The 14,244-nt window shown below is 67.0% G+C and carries 14 protein-coding genes and 1 tRNA gene; 7 read left to right on the top strand and 8 right to left on the bottom strand.

What is annotated here, in order from left to right:
- Nucleotides 1–73: 73 nt before the first annotated feature.
- A complete protein-coding gene (ctaD, locus tag ACH438_RS20570) occupies nucleotides 74–1,834 on the bottom strand; it encodes a cytochrome c oxidase subunit I (protein WP_397007470.1) in 1,761 nt (586 codons plus the stop codon).
- A gap of 205 nt (nucleotides 1,835–2,039) precedes the next feature.
- On the opposite strand from ctaD, the gene ACH438_RS20575 reads away from it, so the two are divergent.
- A complete protein-coding gene (locus ACH438_RS20575) occupies nucleotides 2,040–2,822 on the top strand; it encodes a class I SAM-dependent methyltransferase (RefSeq protein ID WP_397007472.1) in 783 nt (260 codons plus the stop codon).
- A gap of 94 nt (nucleotides 2,823–2,916) precedes the next feature.
- Nucleotides 2,917–2,990 (top strand) — tRNA-Gly (locus ACH438_RS20580).
- A 64-nt stretch (nucleotides 2,991–3,054) separates the two neighbouring features.
- Here the strand turns inward: ACH438_RS20580 and ACH438_RS20585 are convergent.
- The 4 genes from ACH438_RS20585 to ACH438_RS20600 all read right to left on the bottom strand — a co-directional run bounded on the left by ACH438_RS20585 (nucleotide 3,055) and on the right by ACH438_RS20600 (nucleotide 4,468).
- Nucleotides 3,055–3,477, bottom strand: a complete 423-nt coding sequence (locus ACH438_RS20585) for a hypothetical protein (RefSeq protein ID WP_397007474.1) — start codon at nucleotides 3,475–3,477, stop codon at nucleotides 3,055–3,057.
- Nucleotides 3,478–3,571: 94 nt separating this feature from the next.
- The gene (locus ACH438_RS20590; protein WP_397007476.1) at nucleotides 3,572–3,910 is read right to left on the bottom strand and encodes a hypothetical protein; all 339 of its coding nucleotides are present in this window, start codon (nucleotides 3,908–3,910) and stop codon (nucleotides 3,572–3,574) included.
- Nucleotides 3,911–3,957: 47 nt separating this feature from the next.
- Nucleotides 3,958–4,257, bottom strand: a complete 300-nt coding sequence (locus ACH438_RS20595) for a hypothetical protein (protein WP_397007478.1) — start codon at nucleotides 4,255–4,257, stop codon at nucleotides 3,958–3,960.
- Nucleotides 4,244–4,468, bottom strand: a complete 225-nt coding sequence (locus ACH438_RS20600; RefSeq protein ID WP_397007480.1) for a hypothetical protein — start codon at nucleotides 4,466–4,468, stop codon at nucleotides 4,244–4,246. The genes ACH438_RS20595 and ACH438_RS20600 overlap by 14 nt, the downstream gene beginning before the upstream one ends.
- 90 nt (nucleotides 4,469–4,558) lie before the next feature.
- Between ACH438_RS20600 and ACH438_RS20605 the strand changes: the two genes are divergently transcribed.
- From ACH438_RS20605 to ACH438_RS20620, 4 genes are all read left to right on the top strand, one after another.
- On the top strand, nucleotides 4,559–5,347 hold the full coding sequence (locus tag ACH438_RS20605) for an alpha/beta fold hydrolase (protein WP_397007482.1): 789 nt from the start codon (nucleotides 4,559–4,561) through the stop codon (nucleotides 5,345–5,347).
- Between the two features lie 45 nt (nucleotides 5,348–5,392).
- Nucleotides 5,393–6,154, top strand: a complete 762-nt coding sequence (locus ACH438_RS20610; RefSeq protein ID WP_397007484.1) for a crotonase/enoyl-CoA hydratase family protein — start codon at nucleotides 5,393–5,395, stop codon at nucleotides 6,152–6,154.
- A gap of 157 nt (nucleotides 6,155–6,311) precedes the next feature.
- Entirely contained in the window at nucleotides 6,312–7,418 is a 1,107-nt protein-coding gene (locus ACH438_RS20615) for a DUF4185 domain-containing protein (RefSeq protein WP_397007486.1), read from the top strand.
- A 120-nt stretch (nucleotides 7,419–7,538) separates the two neighbouring features.
- Nucleotides 7,539–8,270, top strand: coding sequence for a class I SAM-dependent methyltransferase (locus tag ACH438_RS20620; RefSeq protein ID WP_397007488.1), 732 nt, complete (start codon nucleotides 7,539–7,541; stop codon nucleotides 8,268–8,270).
- Here ACH438_RS20620 and ACH438_RS20625 read toward each other — a convergent pair.
- On the bottom strand, nucleotides 8,267–8,869 hold the full coding sequence (locus ACH438_RS20625) for an alpha/beta family hydrolase (RefSeq protein ID WP_397007490.1): 603 nt from the start codon (nucleotides 8,867–8,869) through the stop codon (nucleotides 8,267–8,269). The genes ACH438_RS20620 and ACH438_RS20625 overlap by 4 nt on opposite strands.
- Before the next feature lie 250 nt (nucleotides 8,870–9,119).
- On the opposite strand from ACH438_RS20625, the gene ACH438_RS20630 reads away from it, so the two are divergent.
- Nucleotides 9,120–10,946, top strand: coding sequence for an acyl-CoA dehydrogenase (locus ACH438_RS20630; protein ID WP_397008198.1), 1,827 nt, complete (start codon nucleotides 9,120–9,122; stop codon nucleotides 10,944–10,946).
- An 87-nt stretch (nucleotides 10,947–11,033) separates the two neighbouring features.
- Here the strand turns inward: ACH438_RS20630 and ACH438_RS20635 are convergent, their stop codons facing one another.
- Nucleotides 11,034–12,131: a diguanylate cyclase gene (locus tag ACH438_RS20635; protein WP_397007492.1), complete on the bottom strand. Its 1,098-nt coding sequence runs from the start codon at nucleotides 12,129–12,131 to the stop codon at nucleotides 11,034–11,036.
- A gap of 190 nt (nucleotides 12,132–12,321) precedes the next feature.
- Nucleotides 12,322–14,013, bottom strand: coding sequence for a VanW family protein (locus tag ACH438_RS20640; protein WP_397007494.1), 1,692 nt, complete (start codon nucleotides 14,011–14,013; stop codon nucleotides 12,322–12,324).
- Between the last annotated feature and the right edge of the window lie 231 nt (nucleotides 14,014–14,244).

Below are 14,244 nucleotides of genomic sequence, written 5' to 3' on the forward strand. Positions count from 1 at the left end.
CGGCCCCCTAAGTCTCGTTCTTCCCTCCCTCCGCTCAGTCCAGAACGAGACGGGCCGCGAACATGAGCGGCTTCTACTCGGGAGAGTCCGCGCCAGGGCGTGTCGTTACGGGCGTTTCTGTGACCTGTTTCGGTTTGCGCAGTCCCCAGCCGGCGTGGGCTTCGGCGCGCATGCGTTCGACCATGTGGGGGTAGTGGAGTTCGAAGGCCGGGCGCTCCGAGCGGATGCGCGGGAGTTCGTAGAAGTTGTGGCGTGGGGGCGGGCAGGTGGTCGCCCATTCCAGGGAATTGCCGTAGCCCCAGGGGTCGTCGACGGTGACGATCTCGCCGTAGCGGTAGGACTTGAAGACGTTCCACACGAACGTGATCATCGACAGTCCGAGGATGAACGAGCCGATGGTGGAAATCGTGTTGAGCGTGGTGAATCCGTCGCTCGGCAGGTAGTCGGCGTAGCGGCGCGGCATGCCCATGTTCCCCAGCCAGTGCTGCACCAGGAACGTGGTGTGGAAGCCGAGGAACGTGGTCCAGAAGTGCAGTTTGCCGAGCCGCTCGTCGAGCAGCCGCCCCGTCATCTTCGGGAACCAGAAGTAGATGCCCGCGAAGGTCGCGAACACGATGGTGCCGAACAGCACGTAATGGAAGTGCGCCACCACGAAATACGTGTCCGAGACGTGGAAGTCCAGCGGCGGCGACGCCAGGATGACACCCGACAGGCCACCGAACAGGAAGGTGACCAGGAAGCCGATGCTGAACAGCATCGGCGTCTCGAAGGTCAATTGGCCGCGCCACATGGTTCCCACCCAGTTGAAGAACTTCACCCCCGTGGGCACCGCGATCAGGAACGTCATGAACGAGAAGAACGGCAGCAGCACCGATCCCGTCGCGTACATGTGGTGCGCCCACACAGCGATGGACAGCGCGCCGATGGCCAGCGTCGCGTACACCAGCGTGGTGTAACCGAACAGCGGTTTGCGGCTGAACACCGGGAAGATCTCGGTCACGATGCCGAAGAACGGCAGCGCGACGATATACACCTCCGGATGCCCGAAATACCAGAACAGATGCTGGTAGAGAATGGCGCCGCCGTTGGACGGGTCGAAGATGTGCCCGCCGAGATGCCGGTCCACCTCCAACCCCATGAGCGCCGCGGTAAGGATCGGAAAGGCGATCAGCACAAGGACACTCGTGACCAGGATGTTCCAGGTGAAGATGGGCATGCGCCACATGGTCATGCCCGGGCAGCGCAGGCAGATCACCGTGGTGATCATGTTGACGGCGCCCAGAATCGTACCGACACCCGAGACGGCTACGCCCATGATCCACATGTCCGCACCCACGCCGGGCGAGTGTTCAGCCAGGCTGAGGGGTGTGTACGCGGTCCAGCCGAAGTCGGCGGCACCGCCGGGGGTGATGAATCCGAGCGTGGCGATGGTGGCGCCGAACAGGTACAGCCAGTAGCTCAGTGCGTTCAGTCGCGGGAAGGCCACATCCGGTGCACCGATCTGCAGCGGCAGCACCGCATTGGCAAACCCGAAGACGATCGGTGTCGCATAGAACAGCAGCATGATCGTGCCGTGCATGGTGAACAGCTGATTGAACTGCTCGGGCGAGAGGAACTGCAGGCCCGGCCGGGCCAGCTCGGTGCGCATCAGTAGCGCCATCAACCCGGCGATCAGGAAGAACGCCATGGCGGTGAACAGATAGAGGTTCCCGAGCACCTTGGGATCGGTGGTGGTGATGGCCTTCCACAGATAGGAACCCTTGGGCCCCATACGCCGCGGAAACGGGCGCGTGGGCTCCAGCTGCGGGACTTCCCGGGCGGGCGACGCGGTCATACGTCCTCCTCGGCCGCCGAACAGCATGCGCCGAACCAGCGCCGGCAAATGTTCAGCGCATCCAAAGTTCTTGTGGTGGACGGGTTTTCGACCCTGCCGGAGAGTCTAGATCGATTGCGGAAGAAACTCCCTGGTTCGGCAAAAGAAGGTCAACGATCTTCGGCGAGCCCCCGGCGACACGACCACGGCTCCTTACGCTGGATCCATGGTCGAAGCAAGCGAATGGAAAGTGGACGAATCCGAACTGCGCACCCGCCGGGCCGGCTCCTTCGGCACGGTGGCTGCCAGCTACGCCGAACACCGGCCCGACTATCCGGAGGCGGGCATCCGCTGGGCCCTGGAACCGGCGCGGCCGGCCGGCGACTCCCCCGAGGTACTCGACCTCGGCGCGGGCACGGGGAAGCTCACCGACGGCCTGCTCGCACTGGGCGCCCGGGTGCACGCCGTCGAACCCGACGCGGACATGCGCGCCGAGTTCACGCGACTGCACCCGGACATCCCGATCGCCGGCGGCACCGCGGAATCCATTCCACTACCGGACAATTCGGTCGACGTCGTGGTCGCCGGCCAGGCCTTCCACTGGTTCGACACCGACCGCGCCTTCCCGGAGATCGCCCGCGTGCTGCGGCCCGGCGGCGTGCTCGCGGCCTTCTGGAACCGGGACGACCACAGCGTCGAGTGGGTCGCCGGCCTGAACCAGCTGGGCCGCACCCACGTCTCCTTCCAGCGCCGCGCCAACTCGGAGCTCCCCGCCAGCCCGTTGTTCCACCCCTTCGAGCAGGCCGATTTCCCGCACTCGCAGCGCCGCACCGTCGACTCCCTGACCGCGACCATCGGCACCCAATCCCACACCCTGGTGGTCGAGCCGGAGGAGCGCGTGCGAATCCTGGCCGCCATCACCGATTACCTGCGCAGCCGCCCGGAGACCGCCGAGGGCGAATTCGATCTCCCCATCAGCACCCTGGTCATCCGCGCGACCCTGGCCTGAGCGGGCGGACAACACACCGCACCGGGCCATACCGGGTAAGAGTTGCCATCGGCGCGGCCGCTTCTGATAGAGTCGCGACTGCAGTTGGACCGACGCCGGTGTGGTGTAGTGGCAACACGCTACCTTCCCAAGGTCGAATTGCGGGTTCGATTCCCGTCACCGGCTCCACCGAAACCCCTTGCTCAGCAAGGGGTTTCGTCGTTTCCGGACCTCGTGGACCGGGAGCCGGTCGCTACTTCGTGCACTCGGTGGCGATGCGCTTGGCGGCCTTGGCCGCTTTCAGCAGGTCATCGCCGGTCAGGTCGATCTTCGTGGAGGTGGGGGTGGGCTGCGTGGTGTTCGCGTCGTCGATGAGTTTCTGGATGCCGCTCTGCGAGAGGCCTTCCTGCACATAGATGTTCGCGATGCAGTCGGCGTCGGTCTGGTTCAGCTTGCCCTTGTCCTGCAGGGCCTTCGAGATATCGGACACCGAGGGCCCGCCGGTGGCGCCCGGACTCGTGGTGGGGCTGGTGGTCGGCGCGCCGGACGACGTGGTCGGCGCGGCCGTGGTGGTGACTGCCGCGCTGGTGGTGGCGGGGGCGGACTGCTGACTGTTGCTGCACGCGCTCAGCAGCGGCAATGCCAGCAGCGCCACCACGACAACGGATTTCCTCATGTTTCCCTCCCGAAGCCGGGGCGGATCCCCGTCGGCCTTCGCTGGGGAGATTGCACACCGGCGCCCGGGAGTTAACAAGGGGAGATCGAAATCCCTAGGAGGCGGCGCTCTTCAGGCAGTCGGTGACGATCTTGTTGGTGGCGGTGCGCGCCTTGTCGGCGTCGTCCTTGCTCATGCCCAGCGATTCGGGATCGGCGGCGGTCGCGCTCTTCGAGTCGTTCTTGATCATGAGACGCAGCCCGTCCTGCGAAATACCCTGATCCACATAGATCTTCGCCGCGCAGTCGGCCAGCTTCTGATCCTTCAGACCGCCGTCCTGCAGGGCCTTGGACACCTCGGCCCGGGAGACGGCCGGCTTGTCACCACCGCTGCTTCCGCAGCCGGCCAGCAGCGGCAGCGCGACCAGCGCCGCGGCGATCAGGGAAATACGCACAGGTTCCTCGCTTCTCGCGAATTGACGGGATGGCCGCAGGAACGATCTCACAGATCCATGGCCGCGCGCAGGGCCGTGTCGATCCGATCCAATGTCTCGGCGTCCGCGACGTCGATGCGCTCGGCGAGCCAGCCGCGATAGATGCGCCCCAGATTCCCGGCATGTACCCAGCCGTGCCCGGGAATGGGCACCGCGAGAATGTCGCGGGGGTCCGCATCCTCCACCTCCGCGGCGATCAGCCACGGGCGCGGCGATTCGTTGATGCCGTCACTGCTGATGAGGATGATGTTGCGGCGGCGGGTGGTGGAGCCGTGCGGGCGATAGACCCAGAGTTCACCCTTGCGCACGCAACTCCCGCTCCGCGGCTTCGAGTTCCGCGGCATCCGCCGTGGCGAGTTCGACCGGGTCCGGCACGGGTCCGAAGCCGAGGCGGACGGCTTCGCGGCGTGCGGCGCGGGAGATCCACGCCGACGGCGACATGCCCGCTCGCGCTGCGGCATCCTGTGCGTACGACCAGGCCGCCTCGTCCAGCGACAGCGTCACTTTTCGGGTTGCCATACCTTTTATCGTACCGCCGTGAGCAGCTATTGGCGTCCCGTCAACGACTGTTAGGGTGAGACAGGCAAAGTTCTTGCGCGGGGAGCCGTCATGACGAAGTTGAACCACCACCGGACCGGATCGGGCGAACCTTTGGTGCTCGTGCACGGCGTCGGCAGCCACTGGCAGGTGTGGGAACCGCTGTTCGAACTGCTCACCGATTCGTTCGAGGTGATCGCGGTGGACCTGCCGGGCTTCGGCGGCAGCGAGACCCTCGAACACACCACGGTGTCCACCCTCGCCGACGCGCTGGTCGGATTCCTCGCCGCCGAGGGCCTCGAAAGACCGCACCTGGCAGGCAATTCCATGGGCGGCGGCATCGTGCTCGACCTGGCCGCCCGCGGGCTCGCCCGCTCGGTCACCGCGTACTCGCCGATCGGGTGCTGGGACACCGCGGGCCGCGTCTGGTGCCAGCAGGCGCTCGGAAACGCCAAGCGGCTCACCAAGGCGCTGCATCCGGCCGTGCCCGCCATCTTCGGCACCGCGGCGGGCCGGTCCGCGTTCCTGGGCCTCGTCTTCGGCCGGCCCTGGGACATCACCCCGCAGGTCGGCATCGACACCGCCGAAGGTGTGCTGGGCGCGGGCGGGTTCGACGCCGCGCTGGCCTCGTTCACCGAATTCCGGCTGCCCGATCACACCGCCGTCGCCGATATCCCGGTCACCGTCGCGTGGGGCAATCGTGACATCCTGCTCACGTACGCCACCCAGTCCCGGCGCGCCCGCGAGGTGCTGCCCGGCGCGCGGCATGTGACACTGCCCGGCAGCGGCCACACGCCGTTCTACGACGACCCGGCCGGCTGCGCCCGGCTACTGCTGGACCAGGCGACCCCCTCGAGGTGAAAACCCGCGGGGGCCGAGCCCCCGAAGCCCCCTTAGGAAGTGATCGTGAGCAGGAACGTCACCCTGACCTTCGACGGCGACCGCGCCTACGTCGCCCTCGACCGGCCCGACAAGCACAACGGCCTCACCATCGACATGCTGCGCGAACTCGCGCGGGTCGCCGGAATCATCGGCAAGCGCAAGGACATTCGCGCGGTCATCCTCTCCGGCAACGGACCCAGCTTCAGCTCCGGCCTCGATGTCGCCCAGGCCATGGGCAACCCGGTCGACGTGGTGCGCAGCTTCATTCCGCTGCCGTGGCTGGGCACCAACACCTTCCAGGAGGCGTGCTGGGCGTGGCGGCGGCTGCCGCAGCCGGTGATCGCGGTCGTACACGGCCGCTGCTACGGCGGCGGGCTGCAGATCGCGCTGGCCGCCGACTTCCGGTTCGTCACACCGGATTCCGAGTTCTCGGTGATGGAGGCCAAGCACGGGCTCATCCCGGACATGACCGGCGCGGCCACCCTGTCCCGGCTGATCGGGATCGACAAGGCGCTGCTGCTCACCATGACCGCCGATCCGGTGGACGCCGCCTACGCCGAGCGCATCGGCCTGGTTACCGAGGTCACCGCCGACCCGCTGGCCGCGGCGGAGAAACTCGCCGACCGCATCGCGGCCCGCCCGGCGCCCGCGGTGGCGAGCGCCAAGCAGCTCTTCGATCGCACCTGGCAGGCGTCGGTGCGGCGAACATTGGCCGTGGAGCGGGCAACTCAGCTGCCGTTGATCGTGCGCCAGGCGCTGAATCGTGGTAGGAACTCTGAGAAGTAAGCCAATTCACGGCAAACAATCCGGTTTGCAGCAACATTAATTCGGGTATCGCTGTTAGCATTTTCACACTTTGCCAACGAGTCGAACTTACTGTGCGACCCGTCACATACTGTGTGGGCCGCGCATTATTCGGCGAGACTCCGGAGGTCCCACCGCATTGACCAAAGCCGCCCCCCTGCTGCTGTCCGCCTTAGCAGGTGCCACGGCCTTGCTCCTTACCGTGACGGCGCCGGCCACAGCCGACCCAAACTCGATCAACCCCATTCCCGTCCTCAACGGCACCAACGGCCTGCCCAACCTGCCCGGACGCACCAAGGCGGTTTTCCAGGTCACCGGCATGGCCAGCCCCAACAACACCGAGAACTACAACGTGCTGGGCACCGACCTCGGCATCATGTGGGACAACGGCAACGGTGAAATGCTCACCGCCTTCGGCGACACCGCCGGCCTGGGCATCCCCAATCTGCTGATCGGCAGCACCTGGGCATGGCGGTCCAACATCCTGTTGCGCTCGCACACCCAGAACCCCGGCAACGGCATCTTCTTCGACAGTGTCGTCCGCGACATCTTCGGACAGGCCAGGGATCTCATCCCCAGCCCGAAGATCCCGTTCATCGAGATCAGCCGCATCCCCACCGCGGGCATCGCGGTCGGCGGCACCCAGATCATGAGCATGATGTCGGTCAAGACCTGGGACGACGTCGGCGAGTGGACGACCAACTTCTCCAGCATCGCCGTCTCCGGCGACAACGGCGAGAACTGGGTCGAACTGCCCGCCACCCGCCGCCCCAACGACGGCGGCAATGCCAACTTCCAGATGAACGCCTTCGTCAAGGGCGGCGGCTTCGTCTACGAATACGGCACCCCGTCCGGCCGCAACCACCCCGCCTACGTGGCGCGCGTACCCGAAGGCGCCGTCGGCGACCTGGGCGCCTACGAATACTGGGACGGCGGCAAGTGGCAGAAGGATGTGAACGCCGCGCAGCCGGTCATCGGCGGCGGCGTCGCCGAGATGTCGGTGCAGTGGAACGACTACCTCGGGCAATACATCATGCTCACCACGGACCCGTGGAACTCGGTCGTCATGTACACCTCCCCGAACCCGGAGGGGCCGTGGAGCGCGCCGTCGGTGCTCATCGACACGCGGGAACTGCCGACGGCCTACGCGCCGTACATCTTCCCGTACCAGACCGGCCGTGACCTCTACTTCCTCACGACCGTGCACAGCCAGTACAACGTGATCCTGATGCACACAACGCTGTAGAGATCCCAACTCTCGGGGCCGCTCAGGGGCAAGCCCCTGAAACCCCGCACAGTCGGGCGCGAACACCGTCAGGTGTTCGCGCCCGAACTCTTTCCGGGCCGGATCAATAGACTCTGTCGTATGGATGCCGAGGCTTGGGACGAGTACTACGCCAGCACCGATCTGGTCTTCGGAGCACCGCCCAGCGACACCGTCGTCGAGCTGGTATTCGGCCTCGAACGGCGAGTGCCGCTGGGCCCCTTCGCCGTTGGCGAGCCGCGGCCGGAGCTGCCGCGCGTGCTCGATCTCGGCTGCGGAGAGGGGCGTAATGCCCTCTGGCTCGCCACCCACGGCTGGCAGGTGGACGCGGTCGACTTCTCCCAGACCGGAATCGACAAGGGGCGCACCGTGGCCTCGCGGCTGTCGCGGTCGGTGCGCAGCCGGATCGATTGGCACCATGCCGAGGTCACCGAACTGGCCGCGGCGGGGCTGAACGGGCCCTACGAGCTCGTGCTCATGGCCTTCCTGCAGCTGGTTCCGGAGGATCGGAAAGCCTTGCTGCTGAAGGCGGTCGAGCTGCTGTCCCCGGAGGGGACGCTGATCGTGCTCGGCAACGACACCCTGAACATCACGGAAGGGTATGGCGGCGAGACGAATCCGCTGCTCACCTTCACGCCGAACGACATCGTCACCGAGCTGGGCCCGGCCGGCGAAGAGATCCGCATCCGCATCGCGGACCGCGTCCACCGGCCCACCGAGGAGCGCGACGCCATCGACGCCCTGGTGGTCGCCACCAAACCGGCCCCGGAGGTCCCCGACGTGGATCCGCTCGCGCTGGAGATCCCGCAGCCGCCCGCGCTGGATTCGGTCTAGCCCGCCCACCGTTCCAGCCACGGCGCCACGGCCGCCACGATCTCGTCGAATCCGGCCCGGTAGGAATGCGCCTGCCCGGGGATCACCCGCACCTCGGCGGCATCGGCGGCCTCCGGAATCCCGAACGGGTCCCGTGCGCCGTTCACCACCACCACCGGAATATCCCCCACCGCCAGCAGCTCCTCACGCCGTGACTTCTCCGGCTTCCCCGGCGGATGCAGCGGGAAGGACAACGCCAGCACCCCGCGCGCCCCGGCCTCCTGCGCGGTCCGGCACGCGACCCGCGCGCCATTGCTGCGCCCGCCCTGGATCAGCGGCACGCCCTTCACCTTCTTCCGCAGCGCCGCGATGATCTCCAGCCACGCCGCGTCCTGCACGTCGGCCTTCCCCGGCGCACGCCGCCCGGCGACCCGATAGGGCTGCGTCACCAGCGCGACCGCGCCACCCAGTCCCACCGCCGAATCCCGCACCGCGAGAATGTCTTTGGCATCCACCCCGCCCCCGGATCCGTGCGTCAGCACCAGCAGGAACGCGGGCTTCGCCGGCCCGGGCCTGTCGATCTCCACCTCCGCCGGACCGGCACTCGTCTCGATGCGCATACCCGCACGTTATATCGCCCTACCTGGCATTACGGGATCCCCACGGGCTCAAGGGATCACCGGCGCGGCGGAACGCGCGTGCTTTCGATCACATTCGGCCCGGATCACCTTGGCGGGGTCACTACCGGTCGGTAACATGGCGCATAAGTTACCCGTCAGTAGCGCGGCTTTACAGTGTCTACCCGGTGGACCTAACGGGCGGGAACGGCGAAAACCGAACCGCACCCCTCAATGGAGAGTGAGTACGACCATGGGTCACTACAAGTCAAACGTTCGCGACCTCGAGTTCAATCTCTTCGAGGTCCTCGGCATTCAGAAGCTCCTGGACGCGGGCGCCTACGGCGACCTGGACAGTGACACCGTGAAGGAAATGCTGAGCGAGGTCCGCCGCCTGGCCGAAGGCCCGCTGGCCGACTCCTTCGTCGACGGTGACCGCAACCCGCCGACCTTCGACCCGGAGACACATAGTGTGAGCCTCCCGGCCTCCTTCAAGAAGTCCTACCGCGCCCTCGAGGACGCCGGCTGGTCCAAGGTGCCCGTGCGCGAGGAGCTCGGTGGCCTCGGCGCCCCCTCCGTCATCGGCTGGGCCCTGGGCGAGATGATCCTCGGCGCCAACCCGCCGGCCCAGATGTACGCCGCCGGTGCGGGATTCGCGCAGGTCTTCTACAACAACGGCACCGATGAGCAGAAGAAGTGGGCTCAGATCATCGCCGACCGCAACTGGGGCGCCACCATGGTGCTGACCGAGCCCGACGCGGGCTCCGATGTCGGCGCCGGCCGCACCAAGGCGATCCAGCAGGAAGACGGCACCTGGCACATCGAGGGCGTGAAGCGCTTCATCACCTCGGGTGACTCCGACGACCTGTTCGAGAACATCATGCACCTGGTGCTGGCCCGCCCCGAGGGCGCCGGACCGGGCACCAAGGGCCTGTCCCTGTTCTACGTCCCGAAGTTCCACTTCGACTTCGACACCCAGACCCTGGGTGAGCGCAACGGCGTGTTCGTCACCAATGTCGAGCACAAGATGGGCATCAAGGTCTCGGCCACCTGTGAGGTCACCTTCGGCGGCCACGGCGTGCCCGCCAAGGGCTGGCTGGTCGGCGAGGTGCACAATGGCATCGCGCAGATGTTCGATGTCATCGAGAACGCGCGAATGATGGTGGGCACCAAGGCGATCGCCACCCTGTCGACCGGTTACCTGAACGCGCTCGAGTATGCCAAGACTCGTGTGCAGGGCGCCGACCTGACCCAGATGACCGACAAGGCCGCCCCGCGCGTCACCATCACCCACCACCCGGACGTGCGTCGTTCGCTGGCCATGCAGAAGGCGTACGCCGAGGGCCTGCGCGCCGTGTACCTGTACACCGCCGCGCACCAGAACGCCGATGTGGCCGAGCTGGTTTCGGGCGCCGACAAGGACACCGCGTTCCGCGTCAACGATCTGCTGCTGCCGATCGTCAAGGGTGTCGGTTCCGAGCGCGCCTACCAGTACCTGACCGAATCGCTGCAGACCTTCGGTGGCTCCGGCTTCCTGCAGGACTACCCGATCGAGCAGTACATCCGCGACGCCAAGATCGACTCGCTCTACGAGGGCACCACCGCCATCCAGGCGCAGGACTTCTTCTTCCGCAAGATCGCCCGTGACCGCGGCGTTGCCCTGGCCCACGTGGCCGGTCAGATCCAGTCGTTCATCGAGCGGGAGGCCGGCAACGGCCGCCTGAAGGCCGAGCGCAAGCTGCTCGCCACCGCGCTCGAGGACGTGCAGGGCATGGCCGCCACCCTGACCGGGCACCTGATGGGCGCCCAGCAGGACCCGAAGGAGCTCTACAAGGTCGGCCTGGGCTCGGTCCGCTTCCTGCTCGCCGTCGGCGACCTGATCATCGGCTGGCAGCTGCTGCACCAGGCCGAAATCGCCATCAATGCCCTGGACAACGGCTCGACCGAGGCGTTCTACCACGGCAAGGTGGCCACCGCGCAGTTCTTCGCCCGCAATGTGCTCCCCGAGCTGACCTCGGTCCGCACCGTCCTGTCGAACCTCGACAACGACATCATGGAGCTGGACGAAGCCGCGTTCTGATGAAGGCGAGGGGCCTCGGTCCCTCGACTGGCACAACCGAATAACGATGCGGTCCGGAGCAATCCGGGCCGCATCGTCGTTTCCGGATCAGTTCGCGCCGGGATCGGTGCTGACCGACGCGTCGCGCCGCTCGACGGCGGTGGGCGCGGCCAGCACGACCATATTGCCGCCCAGCTGTTTCGCGCGATACATGGCCGAATCCGAGTTGTGCAGCAATCGCTCCGGGCAGCGGTCCCGGGAATCGCCCTCCACCACAGCCACTCCGATGCTGGCGGTGACCGGGGTCGAGGACTGCGAGGCGGCTTCGATGGAGCGGCACAGCCTTTCGGCCTCCGCCACGGCCGCCGCGGTGGTCAGGTGCGCGATCACGACGAATTCCTCACCGCCGCTGCGGGCCACGATGGCCCCCGGCGCGACCGCGGAGCGCAGGCAGGCCGCGATCCGGACCAGCACCTGATCTCCGGCGGAATGCCCGTAGGTGTCGTTCACCGCCTTGAAGCGGTCGAGGTCGACGGTCATCACGCAGATGGGGGTGCCGTCGCCGGCGCGGAACCAGCCCGACAGGTAGTAGTCCAGCCCGCGCCGATTCAGCAGTGTGGTCAGCGGATCCGAGAGAGCGTCCACCCGCAGCACCCAGTAGCAGAAGTGCAGCGCCGGCAGCACGACCACGGTCGCGGCGGCCATGGTCAGGATGATGGCGAACGCCAGCGGCGCGTCCCCGTCGTGGTCGGCGACCATCAGCACCGACAGCGCCAGCACCGACAGCAGCGACCACGCGGCGTGCAGGGCCAGGATCCGCGGACCGTGGAAGAAGGTCAGATAGCCGCCGGTGACGACCAGCAGCATGGCCCCCAGCGATCCGTACAGCCGATTGCTGTCCGCCACGCAGCCCACGGTGACGAGCACATCCGCGATCGCCATCAGCACCAGTGATCGGCGTTCGCGCGGCCACGGCGCGGTCCACCAGTACAGCGCCCACAGCGTTCCGGCGATGATGTTGACCGCGGGCACGATACCGGCGGCGCCGTTCGCGCCCGCGGAGGAGATCCAGGTCAGCACCGTGATGACGGCCATCACCGCGCCGCCGGCGCCCACCACGTTCTTGATGATGCCGAGCGCCCAGCGCGCCTCCAATGTCCGCACCAGCCACTGATAGTCGACCGGGTCACGCCACCAGGCGCGCACGACCGCGCGCCTGTCACTTCCGATTCGACCACGACCAGCACTCGACAAAAGCGGATCCTCTTTCAGTCTTGCGAACTGCTCGAACATCCGGAACGGGGATTGCTGTGTGAAAGCACCCAGTCTATGCATTCCGCGGTTTCCGGCGAATGACATCTTTTGCCAGGGCAGGTGAACTCACACCCGGGTGGGTTCACTCACATCGGACGATGGGGATGGGGTCGTATTTGACGGTCCGGGTGTGGCGGGAAAGTTCCTTGCCGGTCTTCGCGTCCCGGATGACGCGGGTATCGGAGGTGGTGAAACCGGGTGCGCCCGCGGAGGCGATGCAGTTCTTGCCCTTCGGGAGGGTCACCGTATTCGGCTGCGTGGTCTTGCCGCGATCGCCGGTGATCGACTCGACCTCGACGGTCTTCGTGCTCCACATCCGCACCGTGACCTCGGAATCGTCGGCCAGCGCCTGGATCACCACACCGTAGGGGGTGTTGTTCTTGAACTTCAGATCGATGGCGCCGTCGAAGACGGTGGCCTCGCGGGCCGCCGGATAACGCGAGATGTAGTAGCTGTGCTCGGTGTGGCCCGCGTCCTCGAGGCCCGCGAAGTAGGCGGCGTTGTAGAGCGTGGTCGCGAACTGGGAGATGCCGCCGCCGACCGCGACCGCGGGGCGGCCGTTGTTGATGATGCCGGATTCGACGTAACCCTGTTCGACGCCGCGGGTGCCGGTGAAGTCGTTGAGCGAGAAGGTTTCTCCCGGCTTCACCACCGCCCCGCTCACCTTGCGCGCCACCGTGCGGATGTTCACGCCGGACGGGCCGCTGAAGCCGCCGGTGGTGAAGGAGGCGACCGGCTCGACCACGCCCAGCTTGTCCGCGTCGGCGGTGCTCAGCGCGGGCTGCCGCTGCTGATACACGACGGTCTTGGTGCGTTCGCCGCTCGAAATCAGTACGGCCGGAAGGCCATCCAGGGTCTTGGGCCAGTCGATGGTGTCCCCGACGACGGCCGGCACCACGGCGGGACGGCCGCTGCTCAGGTCGAAACTCGCGTCGCGCGGTTCCACCTCGGTATCGCGCAGCTGTGGTTCCAGCGCGGTGACCAGTGCCTCGGTGTTGGACGAAAGGGCAAGTCCGCCACGGCCGTCCGGGTGGAAGGACAGCGCGTTCGCGAGTTGCGCGGGATCCAGGCTGGCGGCGCCGTCCTTGCCGGTGAAGGTGACGGGCGCGGCGACAGCGGGTTCCGCGATCGTCCGCAGCGCGGTGTCCACCGCGTCGGCCCGCACCTGCGGCTGGGTCTCGACCACCGGCAGTTCGAGGGTCCCGCCCATGGCCCAGTTGTCCGCGAGCACGGTCCGGGCCGGGACGGCGTCGAGCACGCGGCCGGGTGCGGGGCGCACCGCCACCGGGCGGGCGTCCTCGAAAACGACACCCCCCTCGACAGGTTCGCGGTCGTGCGCGCTCAAGGTCTGCAGTTGCCGTTCCATGGCGGTGTCGTCGATGGTGGTGGCGGGTGCGACGTTCCGGGTGCCGGCGAACGACCAGAGCCGGGTGAAGGGATTCAGGGGCTGCCCGCCGACGCGGTCCCAGGTCCCGTCCCAGTCCACGGCGAGTCCGGCATCACGGGCCACCACCTGTTCCGTGGCGTCCCCGATGCGTACCGCGAACGGTTGCGTGACACGCCGATCGAGCGCGGTCTGCAGCCGGGCCCGGGCCGATGTCCGATCCAGGCCACCGATATCGATGCCGGCGACCTGCACGCCACGCGCGATCTGCCCGGAGGTGAGGGAGAGATCCACCGCGTACGCCACTCCTCCGGCGGCGATCAGCACACCGGCAGCGATTGCAACACGACGGGGTGTCACGGATTTCGGTAGGCGCATACGCGAGGTCACGGGGCCACGATAGTGGCCGACATCGAAACCTTCTCAATGCAGAGCAATCTCGAGGCTATCCACAAGCGGGAGGCCGTATATGGAGACGTAGGAAGCTCCGTGCGGTTGCCGGGTCGGGGGTCTGGCAACAGCACGGAGCCACTCTCTTTATCGAGGACGGTTACAGGGCGTTACACACTTGTGCCATCCGACCGGAAGAATTTTCCCGGACGCTCGACTGGGACAATCGAG

It is taken from the genome of Nocardia sp. NPDC020380 (assembly GCF_044386975.1).
Classification (GTDB): Bacteria; Actinomycetota; Actinomycetes; order Mycobacteriales; family Mycobacteriaceae; genus Nocardia.

Bases quoted from the DNA above. Each gene is read 5' to 3' on its own strand.
- ACH438_RS20600 (WP_397007480.1), bottom strand. From the start codon at position 4,468: ATGGCAACCCGAAAAGTGACGCTGTCGCTGGACGAGGCGGCCTGGTCG.
- ACH438_RS20605 (WP_397007482.1), top strand. From the start codon at position 4,559: ATGACGAAGTTGAACCACCACCGGACCGGATCGGGCGAACCTTTGGTG.
- ACH438_RS20620 (WP_397007488.1), top strand. From the start codon at position 7,539: ATGGATGCCGAGGCTTGGGACGAGTACTACGCCAGCACCGATCTGGTC.
- ACH438_RS20575 (WP_397007472.1), top strand. From the start codon at position 2,040: ATGGTCGAAGCAAGCGAATGGAAAGTGGACGAATCCGAACTGCGCACC.
- ctaD (WP_397007470.1), bottom strand. From the start codon at position 1,834: ATGACCGCGTCGCCCGCCCGGGAAGTCCCGCAGCTGGAGCCCACGCGC.
- ACH438_RS20625 (WP_397007490.1), bottom strand. From the start codon at position 8,869: ATGCGCATCGAGACGAGTGCCGGTCCGGCGGAGGTGGAGATCGACAGG.
- ACH438_RS20630 (WP_397008198.1), top strand. From the start codon at position 9,120: ATGGGTCACTACAAGTCAAACGTTCGCGACCTCGAGTTCAATCTCTTC.
- ACH438_RS20585 (WP_397007474.1), bottom strand. From the start codon at position 3,477: ATGAGGAAATCCGTTGTCGTGGTGGCGCTGCTGGCATTGCCGCTGCTG.